Raw genomic sequence first — 24,027 nt, 5'->3', positions numbered from 1 at the left:
TCCCGGGCCCCGCCGGGGCCGAGACTCAGAGGAGGGGGAAGGTCAGGCGTCGAGCTGGAACGAGAGCGGCACCAGTACCCAGGCGGCGAGCCGCTCTGAGCCCCGGCGCGCGGGGGTGAAGCGCCAACGGCGGACGGTGCCCAGGGCCGCCTGGTCCAGCCGCGCGTGGCCGCTGCTCTGGCGGACCTCCACCTGCTCGGGCTGGCCCTCGGGATTGACGAGCACGCGGAGGATCACCCGGCCTTCTTCCCCGAAGCGCTTGGAGAGGGCGGGATAGGTGGGCTCAGGATTCTGGAGGTAGGCGGCGTCGAAGCGCGGCGGCGCGACGGCCTCCGTGATGCCGCCAACTAGCCCTCCGAATTGCCCTCCGGCCTGGCCCCCGACTTGACCGCCGGTCACGCCGCCCGGCTGTCCGCCAGGGTGCCCACCGGAGAGGCTGCCGGACGGGAGGACGGGCACAGGGTTGGCCACGGTGTCCATGGAGGACAGGGCCTCGACGGCAGGCTGCACGGGAGCGACTTCCTCCGCGCGCGGCTGGGCGGAGGCGTGGCTGGTCTCAGCCCCGCCCGCAGGCGGTGGCGGGGCTGCGGGCAGGTCTTCGAAGCTGTCGAGCGACAGGGTGACGATCCTGGGGGGAACGCCTTGGCGGGGCGGCGCCACGGCCATGGCCACGCCCGCCGCCAGCAGGCCCGCGTAAGCCGTGGCCGACACAGCCCAGATGCGGGTCCTGGGGCCCTTCGGCAGGGTGCCGAGGGCCGGCGGTTCCGCCAGAAGGCCGCCGGCAGAAGCCGCCGCGGGATAGGAGGGTGCGGGTGTGGGTGCGGACGCGGGCGCCGGGGCGACGTGATCGCGCAGGGGGATCGAAAGGACGGTGGAGGCGAGGGCGTTTCCCATGCGTCCAGCTTATACGTTTTGAGATTAGGTCTCAATATCTTTTGTGGTCAAAATCACAGGCCCTGCGCCCCTCAACCGCGCTCCAGCCCTCCAAAGCGGGCCATGATGCGCTTGTCGCCACCGTGATCGAAGCGGACCGTGTAGGTCAGCCCGTCTCCGCGTCCCGAGGCCGCGAGGATGGTGCCCACCCCGAAGCGGGCGCTCTTAACGCGGGTGCCGGGCGCAAAGGCGTTGGGATCCTGCTTCTCGGCCGGTTCGGGTTCGTGGGTGGGGTCCGCCTCATGGGAAGACGGCGTCGGCACCTCCTTCACTTTGTCGAAGAAGCTGCGGATGCGCTGCAGCTCGGTGGCCACCGAGCCGCCGCCGGCACCGCGGCTGAAGGAGCTGCCGGGCCGCACACCCTCGCCGGCCTGGTAGATCTCGGTGCCCCAGCGGATGGGCGCCGTCAGGGCCTCGGAGGGCAGTTCCCGCAGGAAGCGGCTGGGCATGGAGAGCATCTCCGTGCCCATGACGCGGCGGCGCCGCGCGGCGCTGAGCGTGAGGCGGCGCTGGGCCCGGGTGATGGCCACGTAGAAGAGGCGGCGTTCCTCTTCCAGGCCCTCGGGGGTTTCGCGGGCGTTGCGGTTGGGGAAGACGTCCTCCTCCAACCCGATGACGAAGACGTAGGGGAATTCCAGCCCCTTGGCGCAGTGGATGGTCATGAGGCTGAGGTGGGCGGCCTCCTCGATCTGATCCGTGTCCGCGGCGAGGGTGATGCGGTCGAGGAATTCCGATAGGCGCAGGCCCATGGATTCGGTTTCGGCGGCGGCGCTGAGGAATTCCTCCAGGTTGCGGATGCGGCCTTCGGCTTCGAGTGTGGCCTCGTCCTCCAGGCTCTGCAGGTAGCCGCTCTCCTGCAGCACCCACTTCACCAGGCCCGCCAGCCCCAGGGCCTCGCGCTCGGTTTCGGCGCGGCGGAACAGCTCCAGGAACTTGCCCAGCTCGCGTTGTGCGCGGCCCTTCAGCTCGCCGGAGCGCAGCAGGGCGGCCAGGCCCTCCAGCGGCGTGCCGCCTTCGGGAATGGCGGCCTCTATCTTGCCCAGCGTCGTGGGGCCGACGCCGCGGGTGGGCGCGTTCACGCAGCGGCGGAAGCTCACAAGGTCAAAGGGATTCGAGATGAGCCGCAGGTACGAGATGAGGTCCTTCACTTCCTGGCGCTCGTAGAACTTCACGCCGCCCACCAGGCGGTAGGCCATGTTCTGGGCGCGCAGCGCCTCTTCCATCTGCCGCGACTGCCAGTTGGCGCGGTAGAGCACGGCGACCTTCGCATCGGGATCCAGGTAGCGCAGCTCCTGGATGCGCTGCACCACCCACTCCGACTCGAGGCGGCCCTCGTCGGCGAGCTTGAAGTGGATGGCCTCGCCCACGCCCAGGTCGGTCTTCAGGGCGCCCTTCCCCTCCACGCGCTGGGAGTTGTTGGAGATCACCTGGGAGGCCGCGTCGAGAATCTTTTCCGTGGAGCGGTAGTTCTGCAGCAGCTCGATGCGCACGGCTTCGGGGAAATCCTGCTGGAAGTCGAGGATGTTGCGGATATCGGCACCGCGCCATCCGTAGATGGACTGGTCCTCGTCGCCCACCACGCAGATGTTGTGGTGATGCCGCGCGAGGTGCTGCACCAGCAGGTACTGGGCGCGGTTCGTGTCCTGGTACTCGTCCACCAGGATGAACTTGAAGCGCTCGCCGTAGGCCGCCTGCACGACGGGATCGCGGAAGAGGCGCTCGGTCCAGAGCAGCAGGTCGTCGAAATCACAGGCGCGGTGGTTCTTCAGGCCCTTCTGGTAGAGGTCGTAGGCTTCGAGCACCCGGCGGGTCCAGGGGTCCAGGGCCTCTTCGCGCGCTTCCTCCGGCAGCAGGCAGCGGTTCTTGAAGTCGCTGATGAGCTCCAGCACCTTCTTCGGGTGGTACTGCTTCTCGGGCAGCTTCAGCTCGGCGAGCACCTGCTTGATGAGGCTCTTCTGATCGGAGGGATCGAAGATGACGAAGTCCCGTCCCACGGGCGTGCGCTCGCCCTCGCGGCGGAGGATGCGCGTGCAGAAGCTGTGGAAGGTGCTCACCCACATCTGCCCCGCGGGCACCGAGACCAGGCGCTCCACGCGCTCCCGCATCTCCTCGGCGGCCTTGTTCGTGAAGGTCATGGCCAGGATGGACCCGGGATGGACGCCCTCCTCCTCGATAAGCCAGGCGATGCGCCGGGTGATCACCGTGGTCTTGCCCGAGCCGGCGCCCGCGAGGATCAGCAGGGGCCCGCGGGCATGGCGGACCGCCTCCCGCTGGGGGGCGTTCAGGTTGTGCAGCAGGGGATGGTCGATCGGATCGGAAGCGTGGCCAGGCATTCATCCATGCTACAGGGTGTGCCGCGCGCCCAGGGGATCAGGGCCGTTTATGCGCGGCTAGGGGTCTGATCACATCGGAAAGCATCCGGCGCGCCTCGGCTTCGCTGAGCTGGCGCCGGAACCCGGGCATGGCGCCGCGGCCCTTGAGGATGGAGGCGGCCAGGTCCGCTTCCTCCTGCTTGGCCAGCCAACGCGCATCCAGGAGGTTGCGCCCGCCCAGCCGCGCCCCGTTGGGCCCGCGCCCGGAACCGTCAGCCCCGTGGCAGACCGCGCAGCGTTCCTGGAAGAAGACCTTCAGATCCCGGGCCTGGGCGGCCAGGGGAAGACAGGGGATCGCCAGCAGGAATGCCGCGCTGCGGAGCTTCATGGGTCGAACCTACCATATCCGGCCTTCTCGCATCGGATGGGCTCCCAAGGCGCGCGATTGGGCGGCAGAGTCAAGCCATGGCCGGATGTGACGAAGAGATCCTGTGGGCGCCGTGACTCTCCCCGGATCCTGAGCCCCGAATCGACCCTGGCCCCATCCGAGACCCGAGCCCAACCGCCGATGATGTCGCACCCCTTGTTCACGCAGAGTCCAAGGCTGGCCTTCCTCAGGAAGCTGGTGGCGGAGCATGCGGACCTGAGCCTGGATCGCACGGATTTCGGGCGGGTGTTCGGCGCCCTCGACGCCTACTGCAAGGAGCACTTCCCGACGGAAGAGCGGGGCGGCTGGTTTTCACCGCTCTACCTCGGCGGCATCCCGATCCGGCACACGCCGCCGCACCTGGTCTATGCCGTCTTTGCCATTTACCTGGATCTGATGAAGGGTCCCCTGGAACCCGTCCCCTTCCGGGCCCGCCCCTTGGACATGAGCGGCACCCTGGCCATCCAGATCGATCCGAGCGAAGGCTTTCTCGTGGAATCCATCGACGGAGTGGCTGCGCCCATGACGGACATCCTATTCGTCATTCCCCTCACGATGCCCGAGGCCTGGACCTCGGACCTCTACGGTCTCCCCAAACTCCACGAGGAGATCGTCCGGATCGCCTGCCACGCGGCGGCCGTCTCCTGCCCGACCGCCCTCACCAGCGCGCACCTCCTGCTGCATCCCGCTTCCAAGCGCGTCCTCAGCCCCCTGGCGGATTTCACGGAATCCGAGAAAGCGTTGTTCTTCGCTGAGCCGGTCAATGAATCACGGCTGGAGCGCCATCGCGAGCGCCTATTCGAATCCTTCGGCACTCCCGCCGACGTGTTTTTCCGCAATCACGACCACGTGAAACGTGTGCTCGAAGCCTGCCTGGCAGACCAGCCCTGAACCGTCGCCCCAATTCTGGGCAGCCACTCTCCGGCAAGTGTTGGTAGGCTGGAAGCTCGCGCCCGTGGCGGAATGGCAGACGCCAGCGACTTAAAATCGCTTGCCGTAAGGCGTGCCGGTTCGAGTCCGGCCGGGCGCACCACCGTTCAGAGGGAAGGCGAGCCTTCCGCGAGCGTCCATTCCGGCGAAGAGGTTATGTCCTGAAGTGCTGCAGCAGGGAGGTGAGGCCCTCGGCGGTGCGGGACAGTTTCTCGGTGGTGGCGGCATTGCTGTCCACGGTGCCCGAGAGCTGGATGCTTGCACTGGCGTTCTGCACGGCCTGTTCGGCACTGAGCTCCACCTGGCTGGCCACCTCGTCGCTGGCCTTGGCCTGCTCGCTTGAGGCGGCTTCGATCTGGGTGGACATGGCGGCCACTTCGGAGATGTGATCGCGGATGGCGGCGAGGGACTCGACGACTTCCTGGACCGTGGCCTTGCCCTGGGCCACGGCCCTGTTGTTGCCTTCGATCAACGCGGCGATCTCCCGCGCGGAGGCGTCACTCCGCTCGGCCAGCTTGCGGACTTCCTCGGCGACCACGGCGAATCCCTTGCCCAGGGTGCCCGCCGTGGCGGCCTCGATGGCCGCGTTCAGGGACAACAGGTTGGTCTGCCGCGCGATGTCCTGGATGACCTGAACCGCCTCCACCATCTGGGTCGTGGCCTCTTCCACACGGTTCATGGCAAGGATCGCGGCCTGACCTGCCGCATCCGCCGAATGGGCGGTCTGGGCTGCTTCCAGGGAGCGCTGATGGCTCGACTGGACGTGTCCGGCCACTTCCCGGACGGAAGCGGAAAGTTCGGTGATGGCCGAGGCCATGCGGTCCGAGGAGGTGCGCTGGTCTTCCGCATTGCGGGCGAGTTCGCGGCTGGTGGTGGCGATCTCGTGGGTGGCCACGGCGATCTCGCCGCTGTTCACCTGCAGCAGCTGGGCGTCGAAACGGATGCGGTTGATCATGTTCTTGAAACGGGATTGCATGCCGAGCAGGGAAGCCATGAGGCTGGTCCTGTCCCCGGGCCGGACGGGGATCTCCGCCCGCAGGTCGCCTTCCGCCACGGCCTTCGCGAGGAGCAGGGCGTGCTTCGGATCCCCACCCAATTGATGGTCCATGATCTGGATCAGCTTCCGGAACACGAGCAGGCCCAGGCCGACGCCCAGGATGGCGCCGCCGGCCAGCACCCACAGGTCGAGACCGGCCCGGGAGGAGGTGTGCCCCAGATTCGTTTCCAGGTCCCGGACCCTCCCGTCCCGAAGCTTCAGGACGTGGGCCGTGACCGTGTCGGAGGCGGCATCGAAGGGCGCCATGGCCCGGTTTCCTTCGGCCAGCCCCTGGGCCTGGTAGGCGGCGACCATGGCCTGCCCGGAGGCATACAGCGCATCGAACTCCCGGATGATTCCATCCAGCTCCGCCTGGCTCGCCCCCTCGCGCGCCGCCCGCCTGAAGCCTTCGGCGGCCTTGTGGAAATCGGCCGAGGCCTTGGCGGCCTCCTGGAGCGCCTCGGGCCTGCGCGTGAGGGCCGCGTCCGTGAGCGTCTGCTGCACCTGCACCACCTGGAAGGCCATCTCTTCGGCGCGGAGCAGGGTCGGCAGGGAGGCTTCCTTCACGGCGCTGATGTCGGCGCGGCTGGCGGACAGCCCGTAGATGTTCAAGGCAGCCACCAGCGAAAAGACCGCGACCACCAGGCCCGCGGCGCCCCACACGCGGTTCCTGAAGGCCATCTCCGGGAAGGGAATCCAGATCTTCCGTTCGGGTTCCGCCATGGGTTGTCCGGCCCTGGCCCGGGCATACATGCGCTCGGCTTCGTCGATCTGGGCGTGGCTGGGTTTGCTGCGGATGGAGACGTAGCCCACGGTCTGCCCCTTCTCCTGCAGGGGGGTCACGTTGGCGTCGACCCAGTAGAAATCCCCGTTCTTGCACCGGTTCTTCACCATGCCCTGCCAGGGCCGGCCCGATTTGATGGTGCGCCACAGATCCTCGAAGGCCGCGGGCGGCATGTCCGGGTGCCTCACCAGGTTCTGGGGCTGGCCAATCAGCTCCTCCTGCGTGAATCCGCTCACCCGGACGAACTCATCGTTCACGTACGTGATCACGCCCCGCAGATCCGTCATGGAGACGATGTAGGCGCCGTCCTGGATCAGGTGCTCCACCTTGGTGACCGGTTGATTCACGCGCATGGGGACCCCCGAGAAACGACCAGACACAGAGAGCCCAGTTCGGTCTGGCGCCGATCATCTGTAACTCGGGACGTTCCCCTGGTCTATTGAATTTTGAGATGGAGTTTCAACAGCGGGATGAGGATCCCGTTGAACCGCTTCCACCCCGACAGATCCCCGTGGACCAGGCGCCGCACCTTGACCCAGTCATCCTCGGCGGCGGCCTTGGGCACACCCTTCAGCATGAAGTCGTAGGCGAGGATCTTGGCTGCGATGCGGGGATCCAGGGCCAGCTCGGGCTGGGCCACCAGGTCCGCGCCCACGAGCTTGCCAAAGCGCGCGTACTCGGAGCGCCCCAGCACGGGCACGAACCCGCGCCCGCAATACTTCACCCCATCGCCGGGTTCGAGGTTGCCGAGGCTGCGGTCGAACTCGTACATGCGGCGAAAATAGGCGTCGGTGCCCGCTTCCTTCTCGGGCGCGAAGACGTAGCTCTCCGATCCGATGCTCGCGATGGCCGCGACTTCCACCGCGGAGCTGTGGATCTCGAGGGACTGGAGTGCCTCCACGACCAGGGGCCAGTGCGCCTCCACGTTGGCCAGGGGGGCGTGAAGGATGGTCGCGATGGTGTCCGCCGTGAACGGCATGGCTTGCTCCCGAGGGAAGGCTGCGTTCGTGAAGGAGGGGGCGCGCCAATCTACCATGGGCGTGCCATGATTTCGGCATGGACATCCATCGGCTGCACCTGGACGGATCCGAAGCCCTGATCGCCCCTGCCGGTGCGGAACTGCAGGCCCTCAGGCTCGGGGGAAGCGACCTGCTCTGGACCGCCGACCCGCTCTGGCCGCGCCATGCGCCCCTGCTCTTCCCCATCGTCGGCGCACTGAAGGATGACCAGCTCAGGCACCGCGGCGCGACCTTCCCCATGCCCAAGCACGGTTTCGCACGTAACAGGGATTTCACCTGGATCGAGCGGGACGCCACGCGCTGCCTCCTCGAACTGAAGGATGACGAGGCGACGCGGAAGAACTATCCCTTCGCGTTCCGACTCCGCGTCGCGTACACGCTGGAGGCCTCGGGACTGCGCATGGATCTGGACCTGCACAATCCGGGCGCGGAGCCCCTGCCCGCCAGCCTCGGCCTGCATCCGGCCTTCCGCTGGCCCCTGGTGCCGCAGATCTCCAAGGCCGCCCACCGCCTCGTCTTCGATGCCGATGAACCCGGTCCGCTGCGGCGCCTCGATGCCCACGGCCTGCTGACCCCTGACCTGCATCCCACGCCCATCCGGGAACGGACCCTGCCCCTGCGCGAAGATCTGTTCATCGACGACGCCCTGCTCTTCCTCGAACCCCGCAGCCGCGGCCTGCGCTTCGAGGCCGAGGGCGGGCCGGCCCTGAGGCTGCGCTGGGAGGGCTTCCCCCACCTGGGCATCTGGACCAAGCCCAATCCGGGCCCCGCCTACCTCTGCATCGAACCCTGGGAGGGCCACGCCGATCCCGCCGGCTGGGATGGGGAGTTCGCTGAGAAACCGGGGAGCTTCCTCCTGCCGCCCGGCAGCACTCGGCACTGGGTCATGACCACGAGCCTGGAACCCTGATTCGTGCTCAAAATGCAAAAAAGGAATCTTTAAAGCTGAGGAAAGCGGAGAGGCAGAGGAGAGCCGAGAAGAAGCAGGGAGAATGACTTCCTTTTCGGTTCTCCGCTTTCTTCAGCGTCTCTGCAACCCTCCGCTTCCAGCATTCCTTGGAGCCCAGACTAGACCAGTTCGGCGCCCAGGAAGTGGGGACTGGCCAGCGTCACGCGGGCCTGCACCAACTCGCCGAAGGGCAGCTCGCGGCCCGGCCCGGCGGCCAGGTGCACGGTCTTCCATTCACCGCTGCGGGCCAGCCACCACCCGTGCTCGTTGGGACCGTGGGTTTCCACGCGGACGGGGATCTCACGACCGAGGAATCGCTCGTTGCTCGCCCGCGTGAGCTCGTTCTGGCGCTGCTGGAGGCGCTTCAGCCGCTCGGACTTCACGTCCATGGGCAGGTCGTCCTTGAGGCGCAGCGAGGCCGTGCCCGGGCGCGGAGAGTAGATGAAGCTGAAGGAGGAATCGAAGGCCACCTCGTCGAGCACCTTCATCGTGGCTTCGAAATCCTCGTCGGTCTCGCCGGGGAATCCCACGATGAAATCCGTGCTGAGCGCCAGCTTGGCGCGCCCTTCACCCAGGTAGCCGAGGCGTTCCAGATACTCGCCCACCGTGTACTCGCGGAGCATGCGCCGCAGCACGCGGTCGCTGCCGCTCTGCAGGGGCAGGTGCAGGAAGGGCGCCACCTTGGGGGTGCTCACCAGCACCCGGGCCAGCTCCTTCGTGAAGTTCATGGGATGGCTGGTGGTGAAGCGGATCCATTCGAGGCCTTCGACCTCGGACACGCGCTCCAGCAGATCGGCGAAGGTGCAGCCCCCCGCATAGCTGTTCACGTTCTGGCCCAGCAGCTCCACCTCGCGGTAGCCGCGTTCCACCAGGCCGCGAACCTCGGCCAGCACATCCTCGTAGGGGCGGTGACGCTCGCTGCCGCGGGTGGTGGGCACGATGCAGTAGGTGCAGGCGTGGTTGCAGCCTTCGGTGATGGTGACGAGGGCCTTGGCCGTATCGCGGCGGCGCGTGACCGAGGGCGGGAACAGGTGGTTGTCCAGGTATTCACCCGTGTCCATCACCTGGGACTTGCCGGCCTGGGCTTCGGCCACCAGCCGCGGCAGCTGCCGCAGGGCCATGGTGCCCAGCACGAAGTCGATGTGGGGCGCCCGCTTGAACAGCGCCGCCTGTTCCTGCTGCGCCAGGCAGCCCGTCACGCCCACCATCAGGGGGCGCCGCTGCTTCTCCTCGCGCAGGCGGCCCAGCTCGGAATACACCTTGTGGACGGCCTTTTCGCGGATGGAGCAGGTGTTCAGCAGCACCAGCTCCGCATCCTCCGCCGAATCCACGGCCTCGAAGCCCTCCGTCGACAGCAGACCCGACAGCTTCTCGCCGTCGTGGTCGTTCATCTGGCAGCCCCAGGTTTGGATGTGGAACTTCATCGACCGCCTCGAACCTGGCGCTGCTGGATGAAGGGGACAACCCCCCGAACGCACAGCGCACTGCGCTGTGCTCCCGCGTGCCCGCTTCGCCGGCCCGCGGAGGGGGCCCCGTTCTGGCAGCCCCAGGTTTGGATATGAAACTTCATGCTTCTCCCGAATCCACCATTCTAACGGTCGATCCGAAAGAGGGCACGTCCTGGTTTAAGCCTAGCGGAGGGCATACACGAAGCCGTCCCCGCTGCCCACGAAGACCATCCCATCCGCCACCGTCGGCGAGGACATGATCGCGCCGAGGCTGAACAGCCGGTCCATGCCGATGACCATGCCGTCGAGCGTGTTGTCGGGGTAGAGTGCGGCATTGTTCAGCTTGCCTTTGGCGTCCACGTACTTCGATGACATTTCGCGCGAGCCCTCGGTCTGGAAGTCGGCCACGACCGCGCCCGTATTCCGGTCGACCAGGTGCAACCAGCCATCCGAGGTCCCGAAGATGGCGCGGGATCCGGCAATCGCGGGCGAGGAAAACGAGATGGCCTTCATGGGCTGGTCGAAAATCACCTTGCCGGTGGCCGCCTCCAGGGCTTTGAAGCGCCTGCCATCCGAGGTGGGGAAGTACACCCGGCCCTCCGTCACGGCAGGAGAAGCGATCACCCAGCCCATGTGATTGTCGTGCTTCCAAAGCAGGGCGCCGGTGTTCGCATCCAGGGCGTAGAAATGGCCATCCCGGCACCCGAAGAAGACCCGCCCATCGGCCACGGCGGCGGAACTGGCGATGCCCATCTGGTTGTGGGTTTCGGGGTCATTGCCCGTCTGGAAGGTCCACAGGATGGTGCCCTTGTCGACATCCAGGGCATAAAAGGTGCGGTCGAAGCTTCCGATGAAGACCTTCCCTCCGGCCACGGCGGGACTGGCGTGGACCACATCCCCGGTCTTCACCTTCCAGCGGAGGGCGCCGGTGGCGGCATCCAGCGCATAGACGTGCTGATCCCCGCTGCCCACGAACACCCGGTCCCCCGCCACCACGGGCGAGGAGAGGAAGACATCGAAGGGATCCGCCATCAGTTCGGTGCTGGGCTGCGCGCCATGGATGCCGGGCGCGGTGAAGCGGCGCTCGCCTGCCGTGCGGAAGGTCCAGAGGGGCTTGCCCGTGGCAGCTTCGAGGGCTCGGATGCTGCCATCCAGGCTGCTGAAGATGATCCGGCCTTCGACGACGGCTGGAGACGAAGCGATGGCCCCCCCGGCCTTGTACCGCCATCGTTCGACGCCGGTTCGGGCATCGAGCGCGATCATCGTGTGGTCGGAGCCGCCCACATAGACCACTCCTTCCGAAACCACCGGCGAGGAGAGCACCTTCCCGCCCATGCGGAAACGCCAGGCCACGGCGGAAAGCGTGGGTGGAACGGAGCCATAGACGCCGGAGTGCGAGGCATCGCCCCGGAACATGGCCGGGGTTCCGGACTGGAGTTCCAGGCCGGCTAAAGCCAAGAACACGCAGATCGCGATCTGAGCGCAAAGCATCCATTTGGAGACCATGGGGCACCTCGGAAACCACCGTACCCGCCGCACGGAGCGCCGGCATCGGGGCCGGGGCGACCCGCGCCTTCCAAGGGGTGAACCGTGGGCCACCCGGAGGGCGGCATTCAGGAGGCGTCCGGCCGCTTCATCCTGGCCATGAGCCCCCCGGGAACTTCATGAACGGAGATGCCCAGACGTTCGCCCATCGCCCGAAGCCAGAGCGTTGAAAGGTTCTTCGGCGTGTCCGCCGGCGGTTCGGGACTCAGGGCCAGCGGCATCGGGGCATCGCTCTCCCAGATCAGGATCCAAGCGTCTGGCTCCACCTTGGCCATCAGGCGAAGCGGCCCGGGCACCGACCATGGAAGGACCTGGCGCGTGAACGTCGCGACCCAATCCTGCCAAAGGGGCGTGGGCCAGGAGGGGCCCTGATCGAGCCCCTCATCCGCCAAGTGGATCGGACAGCGGAAGAGTTCGGCCATGGGGTCCAGGCGCGCTTGCAGCCCCGCCTTCCATTCGTCCCAGGGCGCCATGCCAGGATCCGGAAGGCGACCCAGAGCCAGCGCGCGCGCCATGGTGATGAGCGTCTTGCCATCCTCGATGGAGGCGCCCAGACGCATCCGGTTCCGCGCATCCAGGGGCATCCTCGGGTCGCTCAGGTCCAGTACACCTTGAAGACCCGCCAACAGGTTGTTGAAGTCGTGCAACGCCGCCCGCCACAGTTCCTGGGAAGTCATAGGCCCCCTGCACGCACAAAACCCTTGAATAAAGTTACCTTGGATATGACTCTCTGTGCAGAGATAGCTGATTCCAGGACCCCATATGCAGCAACCCATCAAGCGGCTTGGCGAGATGCTCGTGGAGGGCGGCCTCATCACCCCGACCCAACTGCAAAGCGCCATCACGCACCAGAAGATCGCCCGGGGGCGCCTGGGCAGCAATCTGGTGGCGCTGGGCTACATCTCCGAGGAGGTCCTCATGGATTTCCTCAGCCACCAGACCGGCGTGCCGCAGATGGATGTGCGCAACATCGAGGTCCCACCCCAGATTCTCAAGCTCGTGCCCCACCGTCTCGCCGACCAGTTCACGGTGCTCCCCATCGCCACGAAGGAACCGAAGTCCCTCGTCCTGGCCATGTCCGATCCTTCGGATCTGAACGCCATCGACAGCGCCCGCTTCGCCTCGGGCTTGCACATCGAACCCGTCGTGGCCTCCCACAGCGGCCTACGCCGGGCCATCTCCGACCTCTATCGCCGCCTGGAGGCGCCCGTCACCGCCCTGACCGTGGACCTGGGCACCGACCCCGGGGTCGAAGAAGCCCTGCCCGTCTCGTTCACGCTGGCCCCGCTGCCCGTGCCTCCGCCGCCCCCGCCCCCCGCGGCCTTCCCAAGGGATCCCTTCTTCGACGGTCCGGCCGCACCCACCCAGCCCGTGAACATCGATCCCTTCGGCCTCTTCGAATCGACGCCGCAGCCCAAGCCGCCCGTGGTGGCCCCGCCCGCCAATCCCGACCTGGTGCACAGCCGCAGCGCCCCCCCCATCGTGCGGCGCCTCGAAACCTACCAGACGCGCACCCTGGTGCTCGGCCTCATCCGCCTCTTCCAGCGACGGGGCATCATCGGCCAGGACGAGCTTCAGTACCTCATCGCCAACCTCATCGAGGCCGGCGAGATCAAGGACGATGACCGGGTCGGCTAGCGGCTGGTTCTAGTTGTCGACCTTCAGGATGGCCAGGAAGGCCTCCTGCGGGATCTCCACGTTGCCGATGGACTTCATCCGCTTCTTGCCCTCTTTCTGCTTGTTGAGGAGCTTCTTCTTGCGGCTGATGTCGCCGCCGTAGCACTTGGCGAGCACGTCCTTGCGGCGGGCCTTCACGTTGGTGCGGGCGATGATCTTGCTGCCGATGGCGGCCTGGATGGCCACGTCGAACATCTGCTGGTGGATGACTTCCTTCATCTTCTGGCAGAGGGCGAGGCCGAGGGTCTGGCTCTTGCTGCGGTGCACCAGGATCGAAAGCGCGTCCACCGCATCGCCGTTCACCAGGATGTCCATCTTCACCAGGTCGGATTCGACGTAGTGCTTCATGTGGTAGTCGAAGCTGGCATAGCCCTTCGAAATGGACTTCAGCTTGTCGTAGAAGTCGAGCACCACTTCGTTGAGGGGCAGCTCGTAGACGAGCATGACGCGGTCCTGGCTGACGTATTCCAGCTTCTGCTGGATGCCGCGGCGCTCCTCGCAGAGCTTGATGAGGCCGCCGACGAAATCCGTGCGGGTGAGGATGGTGGCCTCGATGATGGGCTCGTCGATCTTCGAGATCTTCTGCAGGGGCGGCAGCTTGGAAGGATTGTCCACCGAGGTTTCCGAGCCGTCGGTGAGGAACACGTGGTACCGCACGCTGGGCGCCGTCGTGATGAGGTCGAGGTCGAATTCGCGCTCCAGGCGCTCCTGCACGATCTCCATGTGGAGCAGGCCCAGGAAGCCGCAGCGGAAGCCAAAGCCCAGCGCCGTCGAGGTCTCCGGCTCGTAGGTGAAGCTGCTGTCGTTGAGGCGCAGCTTGTCCATGGCGTTGCGCAGGTTCTCGAAGTCGTCGCTGGAGGTGGGAAAGATCCCCGCGAAGACCACGGGCTGGATCTCCTTGAAGCCCTTCAGCATCTCGGTGGCGGGCTTGGTCGTCAGCGTCACGGCGTGGGTGATGGTGTCGCCCACCTTCACGTCCACCAGGGACTTGATGCTGGCCACCAGGTAGCCCACCTCGCCGACGGAAAGCGTCTCCTGCTTGTCCATCTTGGGATCGAAGATGCCGATCTCGTCCACCCGATGCTCGCTGCCCGTGGACATGAAGCGGATCTGGTCGCCGGCCTTCAGGGTGCCGTTGACCACGCGGATCAGGCTCACGACGCCGCGGTAGGAATCGTAGTAGCAGTCGAAGACCAGGGCCTGCAGCGGCGCGTCCGGATCGCCCTGGGGCGGGGGAATGCACTTTACGATCTGCTCGAGCACCTGATCGCAGTTCAGGCCGGTCTTGGCGCTCACGTTGACGGCGTGGGCCGTGTCCACCAGGCCGATGACCGTATCGATCTGCTCCAGGACGCGCTCGGGGTCCGAACTCGGCAGGTCGGTCTTGTTGAGCACGGGGAAGACCTCCAGGCCGTTCTCCAGGGCCAGGTAGGTGTTCGCCAGGGTCTGGGCCTCGACGCCCTGAGTGGAATCCACCACGAGGATGGCGCCCTCGCAGGCCGCGAGGCTGCGGCTCACCTCGTAGGTGAAATCCACGTGACCCGGCGTGTCGATGAGGTTCAACGTGTAGGTCTTCCCGTCCTTGGCCGGGTATTTCAGCGTCACCGCGTGGGCCTTGATGGTGATGCCCCGCTCCCGCTCCAGATCCATGTCATCCAGGATCTGGGCCTGCATGTCACGTCCGGCCACGGTCTTGGTCAGTTCCAGCAGGCGATCCGCCAGCGTGGACTTCCCGTGGTCAATGTGGGCGACGATGGAGAAATTTCGGATCAGGGTGGGATCGGACACTGAGGAACCTCGAACCCACCATTGTACTGTTGGAACTCCCTGAAGTCTGCGGGCTTTTACCAATCCAAGGTTCATTCCGCGGTTGATCGTGGACGATAGGCCCCTTAACCTCGACTCACGAGAGCAAGGAGCAAGCTTGTCCCATTTCGCGTCCCCCATGACCATCCTGATGGTGGAGGACAACGCCCTTCAACGGCGCCAAATTGAAGCCCAGCTGCAGCCGCTGGGCCACCGGATCATCAGCGCCCCCAACGGCGTGGAGGCCCTGGACCGCATGAAGGAGGCGTTGCCCGACCTCGTCATCATGGACGCGGTGATGCCCTCCATGGACGGCTTCAAGGCCTGCGAGATGATCAAGGCCGATCCCCTGATGGCCCAAGTCCCCGTCCTCGTGCTCACGGCCCTCAGCCGCGACGCCAAGGACCGCAGCTACGCAGCCGGGGCCGATGATTTCCTGCGCAAGCCCGCCAACACGCTGCTGCTGCAGGTGCGCGTGCAGACCCACCTGCGGATCCGCGACCTCTCCAAGCGGGTCGGCACCCTCGCCGCCGCCAAGCCCAAGGTCCTCGTGGTGTCCGCCAGTTCCTTGGTCCGCTCCCAGGTGCAGAACCACTACGGCAAGGACCAGGCCTTCTTTCTCGAGGCCCAGGGCGAAGGCCAGGCCCGCGCCCAGATCCTGGCCCACCGGCCCGACGTCCTCGTGCTGGACACGGAGCTGCTGGAAGGCAGCGCCCAGACCCTGGCCATCGCGATCCACGAGGCCGAGGAGCTGAAGGATCTGCCCATCCTGCTGCTCTACAATCCCGGCGAGCTGGAGACTTGGTCGCGGCTCAAGGAGCCCGTGGCCGATGCCCTCGACAAGCCCCTGGTGGCCCTGGAAACCCGGCGCCGCGTGGCCCTCCTCACCCGCCTGGCCCAGCTTCAGAAACTCGTCTAGGCATGCTTCGGGCCTTCGCCCTCGGACTGCTGGCCACCGCCCTTACCGCAGCGCCGGTGCAAGGCCGCATCACCGATGGGCGCCAGGGCCTTCCCGGCGTTCGCGTCTATCCGGACCGCCTGCCCCGCGTGTCTCCCGCGGGCGATCTCCCGGTCGCCGTGACCGATGCCCAGGGACGCTTCCAGCTCGATCTGGAGGCGGAGGATGCCGTGCTCGCCGTCGAAAAGGATGGCTGGCGCCGCGACCTCGTGCCCGCGGCCGAGTGGGGCCGCGAGATCGTGCTGCATCCCGAACCGGCCTTCCGCCGGGAGGCCGTCTTCCTCGTCCGCCTCGACTTCACGGACGAGCCGTCCAGGCTTCCCGACGGCGCCCTGCGCGAGCTGCTGTTCTCCCGCCGGCCCGGCGTGGCGAGCGCCGCCAACTACCTCTACGAAGTGAGCAAGGGCGCCCTGTCCCTGGTGGAAGGACGCTTTCTCAAGATGCGCAGCGCCGAGCATCCGGCCCCGCGCCGCGATGAGCACAAGGCCGCCATGGCGCGCTGGGTGCTGGAGCGGCTTCAAGGCGAGACCTTCGGCGACTGCGACCGCGTGAACAACCGCACCGGGGAATCCAAGCCCGACGGCAAGCCCGATCACCTCTGGATCATCACGCCCGGCCATCCCCAGTCCATCACGGCCGACGAATCCCACCTGAAGGCCGTGAGCCTGCTCGCCCCCCTGCCCTGGAGCCACAACCAGCGCTGGCCCCTGCTCTTCATGACCGAGGAGGTGCCGCTGGGAAACATCGTCCACGAAGCCTTCCACGCCATGGGCGAGCACCGTGTGGATGACCTCTACCTGGAAAGCGGCGCGGCGCTCACCGCAGGCATCTGGGACCTCATGGACGGTGGCCAGTACCGCGGCTGGGACCGTTCCCACCCGGACCAGGGACCCTGGGTGGAGGATACGGGCTACAGCCCCTCGCACCCCATGGCCTGGGTGCGTTCCGAGCTCTGGTACCGCGGTCACTTCAGGTCCGCCCTTCACCACCTCGCGGTGGGCGGGCGGAGCTGGGAGGGCTGGCTGGCCCCGGTGTCCCGGGCCCCCGGCGAGGACCCCCAGTGGCTCACCCTCGCCGATCCGCGCAAGAAGGGCCGCTTCTTCAGTCTGGAAGTCCGCCGTCCCTGGGGTTTCGAGCGGGGCCGCATCGGCCACCGCTTCGGCCCCGGCCACGAAGGCCTGGTGGTGGCCACCATCGATCCGGGCCTGCTGGCCTACGGCGATCCCCGCGGGCCCGTGCGCGTGGTGGATGCCCACCCCGACTCGCCGGAGCCCCCCAAACCCCGCCTGCCCCTGCGGCTGTGGGAACTGGACGACGCGGCCTTCAACCTCGGTCCCGGAGAGAACCCGAAGGGGCGCAGCGGCCCGCTCGCCTGGGAAGTGCTCGAAACCGATGCCCGCGGGCGCATGCGGGTGAAGGTAAGCCTGGACCGCCGCTAGCAGGTCCTCCTTTCGGGATCAGGGAGAAGATCGCCCTGCCGCTACTGGGCGGTGCCGGCCATCTGGGTGCACCAGTTGGCATCGGGCAGGGCCCCCGCGTGGCGGATCGATCCCGGGCTCATGAGGTTGTCCGGATCGGAGCTGTGGGCCCCGCCCTCCGCGTCACCTGCGTACCCGGCCGCGTGGCCGGATTCATGGGCGATGGTGTCATCGGCGGCCAGGGCCCGGTTCCACAGGATGCCGCTCGCGCCCGTGTTTGCCCGGGGGAAGATGCGCACACCCTGCCAGGTCTGGCTGAGCGTGGATTCGGTGACCAGCACCTTCCGGCCGTTGGCGGGGCCGCTGATGTTGGCCAGGTTGCTGTCCCGCAGGGCACGGTCGGCGGCGCTGTCGTCGTCGTAATCGTGATCCGTGGGCGCGGGCTTGTTGACCCGGTTCCAGTCGTAGTGGGTCTTCACGTCCACATCGCAGGCCGTGGAGCGGGCGCTGCAGCAGCTGGCGATGGCGGCCTTCTCCGCGGCGATGGAGGCCCTCAGTTTGGCCATGGTCGTTTCGTTGGCCTGGGCGCTGGAATCGAAGCCGACGTTGACCCAGATCGTCCTGCGCTGCGCCGGCGCGCGGGAACCCGCGCCCGCGCCATCCTGCCGCTGGACGCTGGGCGCCGCCGAACCGATGGCGGGAACCGCTCCGCCCGCCATCACCGCCCGGCTGACCGACTCCGCTTCCAGCTCGGCGGCGTCACCCGGCTGGCTGATGGCGGAACGCGACTGCATGGCCGGAGCCGCCGAGGACTGCTGGACAACGTGGGTCAGCTCGTGCGCGATCAAGGCGCGCCCGGCCGGGGAGTGAGGCGCGTAGCGCCCGGCGCCGAAGACCACGTCCTGCCCCACGGTGTAGGCATGGGCATGCACGGCCTGGGCCGAGGCGGCCGCGCGCGCATCCGCGTGCACGCGCACATGGCTGAAGTCCTGCCCGAAGCGCGGCTCCATGAAGGCCCGCGTGGAAGGCTCCAGCGGCTGGCCGGGCGTGCGCAGCGTCTCCTGGACGGATTCCGGCGGCTCGAAGGCGGAGGTTTTGTCGGCCGCCGCGCGTTGAAGGCCCCGTTCAGCTTTACCCTTGCAGGCCTCGCAGGTGCCCCCGCCGCCCGTGTGCTGGCCGCAGGCGCAGGCGCGCTGCAGGAGGCCAGTCCGGACGGGCCCCGACGAGGTACTGCCCTTCGACGATTTGAGTTTGGAAGCGAAGGCATTCAGCATGCTGACCCCCGGGCATTGGATGGACTGTTTCAGATGAAAGAACCTGATAGCAATCGATAGGCCAAAGACAGGAAGGCCTTTGAATCGCGCGAGATGTCATTACCTGCAACCGCCCTTCCCGAGCCTTCTTGCGGCGCCTCGGACCCAACCCTTGGGCCCATGGAAGCACCAATGCCTGCCGTTTCCACACGGCCGTGGATCACCCAGGGTGGGTCTGCCACGCCCCGTTCGTTCGGCTCCCGCTCGTTTAGGATGGAAAGGTCGAATCCGCCCAGGAGCCCTCGTGCGCCTTGACCTGCTGCCCCTCGCCTTGGTTCTCTGCGCCACCGCGCTTACCGCCCAACCCGCCTCCGAGCGGGCCGTGGCCGCGGTGCTGGATGATTGGCACCTGGCGGCGGCCCAGGCGGACGAAGGGCGCTACTTCGCCCACCTGGCCGAAGGCGCCGTCTTCCTGGGCACGGATCCAGCGGAACGCTGGCCCAAGGCGGTCTTCCAGGCCTGGGCCCACCCCATCTTCCAGCGCGGCAAGGCCTGGAGCTTCCGGGCCACCCGCCGCGCCATCACCCTTTCGAAGGACGGCCGCACCGCCTGGTTCGACGAGGACCTGGATACGCCCAACCTCGGCCCCGCCCGCGGCAGCGGCGTGCTCGCCCGCGAAAAGGACCGCTGGCTCATCCAGCAGTACAACCTCAGCGTGCCCATCCCCAACGCCCTCATGAAGTCGGTCAAAGCCCAGATCGAGGCCTCAAAAAAACCGTGACGCCGGGGATCTACCAAGTAAGATGAGGCATGATTTCTTCCCGCTGCCTCCTCGCCTGCCTCACGGCCCTCAGCCTCGGCGCCCAGACCGCGCCCGAGCCGCTTCTGCAGACCTCCCAGCGCCTCCGGGCCGAGGCCGCCCGCACGAATGGCGCCTACGAGGACCTGGCCTGGCTCTGTGACCGCATTGGACATCGATTGTCGGGTTCGCCCCAGCTGGACCGGGCCATCGACTGGGCCCAGGCGCGCCTGAAGGCCGCGGGCCTCGTGAACGTCCACGCCGAACCCGTGATGGTGCCCCACTGGGTGCGCGGCCATGAATCCGCCGACCTGCTGCTGCCCACCCCGCATCACGTGCACATCCTGGGCCTGGGCGGAAGCGTCGGAACCCCCGAAGGCGGCCTCACGGCAGACGTGGTGGTGGTGGGTTCCTTCGACGAACTGGACAAGCTCGGCACGGCCGTGAAGGGAAAGATCGTCCTCTTCGACGTGCCCTACGCCGGCTACGGCCGCACCGTCGCCTACCGCCACGACGGCGCCTCCAGGGCTGCCAAATACGGGGCCGTCGCCGCCCTCGTGCGCTCCGTGGGCCCGATCAGCCTCGATACGCCCCACACCGGCGCCATGGACTACGACCCCGCCTATCCGAAGATCCCCACGGCCTGCGTGACCATCGAGGCCTCCACCCAGATGCGCCGCATGCAGCAGCGCGGCGAGCGCATCCAGCTCCGGCTGGAGATGGGCGCGAAGCTGCTGCCCGACGTGCCTTCGGCCAACGTGGTGGCCGAGATCCGCGGCACGGAGAAGCCCGAGGAGGTCGTCCTCATCAGCGGCCATCTGGACAGCTGGGATGTGGGCCAGGGCGCCCAGGACGATGGCGCCGGTTCGGTCATCACCATGGAGGCCGCGCGCCTCATCCAGGGCCTGGGCCTCAAGCCCCGCCGCACCATCCGCGTGGTGCTGTGGACCAACGAGGAGAACGGCCTGCGCGGCGGCCAGGCCTACCGGGATGCCCACCGCGCCGAGTTCAAGCAGATCATCGCCGCCGTGGAAAGCGATTCCGGCAGCGAGAAGGTGCAGTCCTTCGAACTCGATCTGCCCAAGGCCAGCGCCGAAGCCAAGACCGCGGCCCTGACGGCGCTGAAAAGCACCGCGGCCCCGCTCATGGAACCCTTCGGCGTGGCGCTCAAGCTGGGCCATTCCGGCGCGGACGTGAGCCCCATGGTGCGCGAAGGCGTGACCGGCATCGGCATGAACCACGCGGGCACCCACTACTTCGACGTCCATCACACCGAGGCCGACACCTTCGACAAGGTCTCCAAGGAGGACTTCGCGCACAACGCCGCCGCGCTCGCCACCTTCGCCTACGCGCTGGCCCAGTCGGACGTGCGCTTCCAGTAGCGGCGCCCTAGCGCTCGGCCACGCGCTGGAACCGGAAGGTCACGCGCCGTTCGAGGGCGCGCCCCTCGGGACTGTTCTCATTGCCTTCCGGCTGGCTGTCGCCGCGGGCCTCGGAACTCAGGCGCTCCGCCGGAAGGCCGATGCCTGCGAGGAAGCGCTGGGCCGCCATGGCGCGCTGGGCGCTCAGGTCGAGCGCATCCGCCCCGCCCCGGCCCCGCTCGCCGGGCGCCGCGTGGCCTTCGCAGACGAGGGTGAAGCCCTGGTAGCGGAAGGCCAGTTCGGAGAGACGCGTCAGCAGCACATCGCTGCCCGAGGTGAGGGCCGCGCTACCTTCGTCGAAGATCAGGGAACCCCGGAAGCTCACGATGCGCAGGCGCGAGCCCACGTCACGGCCTTCGACGGCCTGGGCGGCGCTGAGCTGCTTTTCCAGATCCTCGGCCTTGACCGGATCCATGCCCGTCGAGCCCGGCAGGATGCCATCGTGCGTCGCCACCTGGGCCTGCACACCGAGGGCCTTCTGGATGGATTTCAGGGCCTGCTGGAGCTTGGTCTGGTCCGAGACCGAAAACGAATAGAGCAGCGCGAAGAAGGCCATCAGCTGCACCATCAGATCGGCGAAGGTCACCAGCCAGAGCGACTCCAGATCCGCCTTCCGGCGGGCGAAGCGGACCGGTGTGAAATTACCCACGGGCCCTCCGCTCCTGGCCCCGCTCCCGGGGCGCCAGGAAGGCGTTCAGCTGGGCCTCCAGGGCCGTGGGATGCATCTCGGCCTGGATGCCGAGCACGCCCTCCAGCATGATCTGCTTGAGCTGCAGTTCCTCCCGGCTCCGCAGCTCGAGCTTGCCCGCGATGGGAATGGCCAGCAGGTAGGCGATGACCGCGCCGTAGAGGGTGGACAGCAGGCAGAGGGCCATGGCCCCACCCACGTTGGAAGGATCCTTCAGAGCCGCGAAGAGCTGCACCATGCCGATGAGTGTGCCCACCATGCCGAAGGAAGGCGCGCTGAGGGCGATGAAACGGAAGATCTCCTGGCCCTGCATGTGCCTATCCTGCGTGGCCCGCAGCTCGGAGGCCAGCACGGCGTGGATGTGGTCGCGATTGACCTGGTCCACCACCATGCGCAGGCCCTTGGAGAGGAAGCCCTCCACGTCCATGGCCTTCTCCATGTTCAGCAGGCCTTCGCGGCGCGCCCGCTGGGACAGGCCCACGATCTGGTTCACCAGCGCCTGCACTTCGGGGGCCCGGGTGAAGAAGGCGCGGCTCGCGATGCTGAAGGCGTAGCGCACGTGATCCAACGGGAAGCGGATGAGCGTCGCCGCGATCACGCCGCCCACCACCACGATGGTGCTGGCCGGATGGAAGAAGATCCGCGGATTGGGCCCCAGCCCGATGGCCACCGCCAGCAGGAGCACGCCCAGCAACACGCCCAGGAAACTGCCTCGATCCATGATGTCGACCCTCGGGGGGCTTATCGGTTGAGACGCCCGCAGCCCCCAGTTTGAGCCAATTCGAAAGGAAGTTCGAATCCGGAGTGATGTCGGTGGCCAAAGGCGCCGCCGGGGCGTACCTTGAAAGATGGTCTACCCCGAGGGGGACGATTTGGGAATCAAGGCACTGCTCGTCTACCCGGAAATGCCCACCACCTACTGGAGCATGCGCTACGCCCTTCCCTTCCTAGGCCGGAAGGCGGCCCTGCCACCCCTGGGCCTGCTGACGGTGGCGGCCATGCTGCCGCCCGAATGGGAGCTCAGGCTCATCGATCTGAACGTGGAGCGCCTCGACCGGAAGGACATCGAGTCCGCGGATCTGGTGCTCACCTCGGCCATGCTCGTGCAGCGGCCCTCCTTCGATGCCCTGGTCCAGCTCTGCCGCCAGGTGGGCAAGCCGCTGGTGGCGGGTGGCCCCTACCCCACCAGCTGCCACGCGCAGATCGAGGGCGTGGACCACTTCGTGCTCGGCGAAGCGGAGGTCAACCTCCCGGCCTTCCTGGAGGATTTCAAGCGGGGTGAGGCCAAGCCCTGCTATGCCGATCCCTCCCATCCCGACCTGGCCCGCACGCCGCCGCCGCGCTTCGACCTGCTGAAACGGCGGAAATACGCCGGCGCGGCCCTGCAGTATTCCCGCGGCTGCCCGCACCACTGCGAATTCTGCGACATCGTCGAGCTCTTCGGGCACCGGCCGCGGACCAAGTCCCCCGCCCAGTTCCTGTCGGAGCTGGATGGACTCTTCGATGCCGGGTGGCGGGGCTCCCTGTTCGTGGTGGACGACAACTTCATCGGCAACCGGGTCGAGGTCCGCCGCCTGCTGCCCGAGCTGGCCCGCTGGCAGGCGGAGCACCACTTCCCCTTCTCCTTCTACACCGAGGCCAGCCTGGATCTGGCCGCCGACGAGGCGCTCATGGACGACATGGTCCGGGCGGGCTTCAACATGGTGTTCGTGGGCATCGAAACCCCGGATTCCGCCACGCTGGACGCCATCGGCAAGCGCCAGAACTGCCACACCGACCTGCTGGCCAACGTCCACGCCATCCAGGCCAAGGGGCTGGAAGTCTCGGGGGGCTTCATCGTGGGCTTCGATGGGGACCGGGACGATATCTTCGATCGCCAGATCCGCTTCATCCACGAGGCCGCCATCCCCACGGCCATGGTGGGCCTCCTCACGGCCCTTCCGAAAACGAAGCTGCACGCCCGCCTGGCCTCGGAGGGACGCCTGCTGGCCCTCTCCCCCGGCGGCAACAACACCCACGACCTCGATCTGAACTTCGTGCCGCGGATGAACCTGCAGGCCCTACGCGCCGGCTACAAGCGCGTGCTGTCCGATGTCTACCGCCCCAGCCGCTACTTCGCGCGCTGCCTGGGCCTCATCCGCCAGATGAAGCACCGCAAGCTCATCAGCCGCCGGATCCGGTGGCCCGAGCTGCGGGCCTTCATCCATTCCCTCGTCCGGCAGACCTGCAGCCGCTACGTCGTCTCCTACTGGACCTTCCTCCTGCGCGCCCTGTGGCTGCGCCCGCTCCTGGCAGCCGAGATCGTGACCATGGCCGTGAAGGGCCACCACTTCATCACCCTGACGCGAAGCCTCATGGAGCTGGAGCGCTTCAAGGAAAGGCTGGACCAGTCCCGGCGTGATCTTGAGGAAAGGCTGCGACGCGTGCTTCAGGACAAGACGGAAGGTTTGGCTGCCTGGAAGGCCCGCCGGGACCGCCTCGTGGCGCGGGCCCGGGCGCGGTGCAACCGCCTCAACCCCGACTTCAGGCAGGGCGCCCTCCAGGCCTTCGAGGCCTTCCGGATCAGGGTCGAAGCGCTGTGGGAACCTTCCGGAGCGGCCACGTCCCGGCCTTGAAGGCTCGGC

General features: G+C 67.3%; 20 protein-coding genes and 1 tRNA gene. 9 read left to right on the top strand and 12 right to left on the bottom strand.

What is annotated here, in order from left to right:
* Positions 1 to 42 precede the first annotated feature (42 nt).
* The 3 genes from QSJ34_RS00790 to QSJ34_RS00780 form a co-directional block, all read right to left on the bottom strand.
* The gene (locus tag QSJ34_RS00790; RefSeq protein WP_285569000.1) at positions 43 to 894 is read right to left on the bottom strand and encodes an energy transducer TonB; all 852 of its coding nucleotides are present in this window, start codon (positions 892 to 894) and stop codon (positions 43 to 45) included.
* A 71-nt stretch (positions 895 to 965) separates the two neighbouring features.
* Positions 966 to 3,266, bottom strand: a complete 2,301-nt coding sequence (locus QSJ34_RS00785; RefSeq protein ID WP_285568997.1) for an ATP-dependent helicase — start codon at positions 3,264 to 3,266, stop codon at positions 966 to 968.
* A gap of 37 nt (positions 3,267 to 3,303) precedes the next feature.
* Positions 3,304 to 3,633, bottom strand: a complete 330-nt coding sequence (locus QSJ34_RS00780) for a c-type cytochrome (protein ID WP_285568995.1) — start codon at positions 3,631 to 3,633, stop codon at positions 3,304 to 3,306.
* Positions 3,634 to 3,828: 195 nt separating this feature from the next.
* Here QSJ34_RS00780 and QSJ34_RS00775 point away from each other — a divergent pair, with 195 nt between their 5' ends.
* Both QSJ34_RS00775 and QSJ34_RS00770 read left to right on the top strand, forming a co-directional pair.
* Positions 3,829 to 4,563: a hypothetical protein gene (locus tag QSJ34_RS00775; RefSeq protein WP_285568992.1), complete on the top strand. Its 735-nt coding sequence runs from the start codon at positions 3,829 to 3,831 to the stop codon at positions 4,561 to 4,563.
* A gap of 58 nt (positions 4,564 to 4,621) precedes the next feature.
* A tRNA-Leu gene (locus tag QSJ34_RS00770) sits at positions 4,622 to 4,705 on the top strand.
* Positions 4,706 to 4,756: 51 nt separating this feature from the next.
* Here the strand turns inward: QSJ34_RS00770 and QSJ34_RS00765 are convergent.
* Both QSJ34_RS00765 and QSJ34_RS00760 read right to left on the bottom strand, forming a co-directional pair.
* A complete protein-coding gene (locus QSJ34_RS00765) occupies positions 4,757 to 6,775 on the bottom strand; it encodes a methyl-accepting chemotaxis protein (protein WP_285568990.1) in 2,019 nt (672 codons plus the stop codon).
* A gap of 83 nt (positions 6,776 to 6,858) precedes the next feature.
* Positions 6,859 to 7,401 carry a hypothetical protein gene (locus tag QSJ34_RS00760; protein WP_285568987.1) on the bottom strand — a complete coding sequence of 181 codons (543 nt, stop codon included), beginning with the start codon at positions 7,399 to 7,401 and terminating at the stop codon, positions 6,859 to 6,861.
* A gap of 77 nt (positions 7,402 to 7,478) precedes the next feature.
* Here QSJ34_RS00760 and QSJ34_RS00755 point away from each other — a divergent pair, with 77 nt between their 5' ends.
* Positions 7,479 to 8,351: an aldose 1-epimerase family protein gene (locus QSJ34_RS00755; protein ID WP_285568985.1), complete on the top strand. Its 873-nt coding sequence runs from the start codon at positions 7,479 to 7,481 to the stop codon at positions 8,349 to 8,351.
* 158 nt (positions 8,352 to 8,509) lie between these two features.
* On the opposite strand, the gene miaB is transcribed toward QSJ34_RS00755, so the two are convergent.
* The 3 genes from miaB to QSJ34_RS00740 all read right to left on the bottom strand — a co-directional run bounded on the left by miaB (position 8,510) and on the right by QSJ34_RS00740 (position 12,060).
* Positions 8,510 to 9,814 carry a tRNA (N6-isopentenyl adenosine(37)-C2)-methylthiotransferase MiaB gene (gene miaB / locus QSJ34_RS00750; RefSeq protein ID WP_285568982.1) on the bottom strand — a complete coding sequence of 435 codons (1,305 nt, stop codon included), beginning with the start codon at positions 9,812 to 9,814 and terminating at the stop codon, positions 8,510 to 8,512.
* A gap of 207 nt (positions 9,815 to 10,021) precedes the next feature.
* Positions 10,022 to 11,344, bottom strand: a complete 1,323-nt coding sequence (locus QSJ34_RS00745) for an outer membrane protein assembly factor BamB family protein (RefSeq protein ID WP_285568978.1) — start codon at positions 11,342 to 11,344, stop codon at positions 10,022 to 10,024.
* A 107-nt stretch (positions 11,345 to 11,451) separates the two neighbouring features.
* On the bottom strand, positions 11,452 to 12,060 hold the full coding sequence (locus QSJ34_RS00740) for a hypothetical protein (protein ID WP_285568976.1): 609 nt from the start codon (positions 12,058 to 12,060) through the stop codon (positions 11,452 to 11,454).
* Positions 12,061 to 12,145: 85 nt separating this feature from the next.
* Between QSJ34_RS00740 and QSJ34_RS00735 the strand changes: the two genes are divergently transcribed.
* Entirely contained in the window at positions 12,146 to 13,021 is an 876-nt protein-coding gene (locus QSJ34_RS00735; RefSeq protein WP_285568974.1) for a cyclic di-GMP-binding domain-containing protein, MshE-related, read from the top strand.
* A gap of 9 nt (positions 13,022 to 13,030) precedes the next feature.
* Here the strand turns inward: QSJ34_RS00735 and lepA are convergent, their stop codons facing one another.
* A complete protein-coding gene (gene lepA, locus QSJ34_RS00730) occupies positions 13,031 to 14,848 on the bottom strand; it encodes a translation elongation factor 4 (protein ID WP_285568972.1) in 1,818 nt (605 codons plus the stop codon).
* 136 nt (positions 14,849 to 14,984) lie between these two features.
* Between lepA and QSJ34_RS00725 the strand changes: the two genes are divergently transcribed.
* Positions 14,985 to 15,785: a response regulator gene (locus QSJ34_RS00725; protein ID WP_285568971.1), complete on the top strand. Its 801-nt coding sequence runs from the start codon at positions 14,985 to 14,987 to the stop codon at positions 15,783 to 15,785.
* A 2-nt stretch (positions 15,786 to 15,787) separates the two neighbouring features.
* Positions 15,788 to 17,263, top strand: a complete 1,476-nt coding sequence (locus tag QSJ34_RS00720) for a hypothetical protein (protein WP_285568969.1) — start codon at positions 15,788 to 15,790, stop codon at positions 17,261 to 17,263.
* 41 nt (positions 17,264 to 17,304) lie between these two features.
* Here the strand turns inward: QSJ34_RS00720 and QSJ34_RS00715 are convergent, their stop codons facing one another.
* Entirely contained in the window at positions 17,305 to 18,516 is a 1,212-nt protein-coding gene (locus tag QSJ34_RS00715) for an eCIS core domain-containing protein (RefSeq protein WP_285568967.1), read from the bottom strand.
* A 283-nt stretch (positions 18,517 to 18,799) separates the two neighbouring features.
* Here QSJ34_RS00715 and QSJ34_RS00710 point away from each other — a divergent pair, with 283 nt between their 5' ends.
* The gene (locus QSJ34_RS00710; RefSeq protein ID WP_285568965.1) at positions 18,800 to 19,276 is read left to right on the top strand and encodes a nuclear transport factor 2 family protein; all 477 of its coding nucleotides are present in this window, start codon (positions 18,800 to 18,802) and stop codon (positions 19,274 to 19,276) included.
* 29 nt (positions 19,277 to 19,305) lie between these two features.
* On the top strand, positions 19,306 to 20,676 hold the full coding sequence (locus QSJ34_RS00705; RefSeq protein WP_285568962.1) for a M20/M25/M40 family metallo-hydrolase: 1,371 nt from the start codon (positions 19,306 to 19,308) through the stop codon (positions 20,674 to 20,676).
* Between the two features lie 7 nt (positions 20,677 to 20,683).
* Here QSJ34_RS00705 and QSJ34_RS00700 read toward each other — a convergent pair whose 3' ends face one another.
* Entirely contained in the window at positions 20,684 to 21,364 is a 681-nt protein-coding gene (locus tag QSJ34_RS00700; protein ID WP_285568960.1) for an OmpA/MotB family protein, read from the bottom strand.
* Complete coding sequence (locus tag QSJ34_RS00695) at positions 21,357 to 22,124, bottom strand: motility protein A (protein WP_285568959.1); 768 nt, start codon at positions 22,122 to 22,124, stop codon at positions 21,357 to 21,359. Before QSJ34_RS00695 ends, QSJ34_RS00700 begins: the two co-directional genes overlap by 8 nt.
* 151 nt (positions 22,125 to 22,275) lie before the next feature.
* On the opposite strand from QSJ34_RS00695, the gene QSJ34_RS00690 reads away from it, so the two are divergent.
* Positions 22,276 to 24,018 (top strand): B12-binding domain-containing radical SAM protein, encoded by a 1,743-nt coding sequence (locus QSJ34_RS00690; protein ID WP_285568958.1) that lies wholly within the window; start codon positions 22,276 to 22,278, stop codon positions 24,016 to 24,018.
* Positions 24,019 to 24,027 lie beyond the last annotated feature (9 nt).

It is taken from the genome of Geothrix limicola, from assembly GCF_030268085.1.
Classification (GTDB): domain Bacteria; phylum Acidobacteriota; class Holophagae; order Holophagales; family Holophagaceae; genus Geothrix; species Geothrix limicola.
This window is presented reverse-complemented; position numbering and strand designations above follow the sequence as displayed.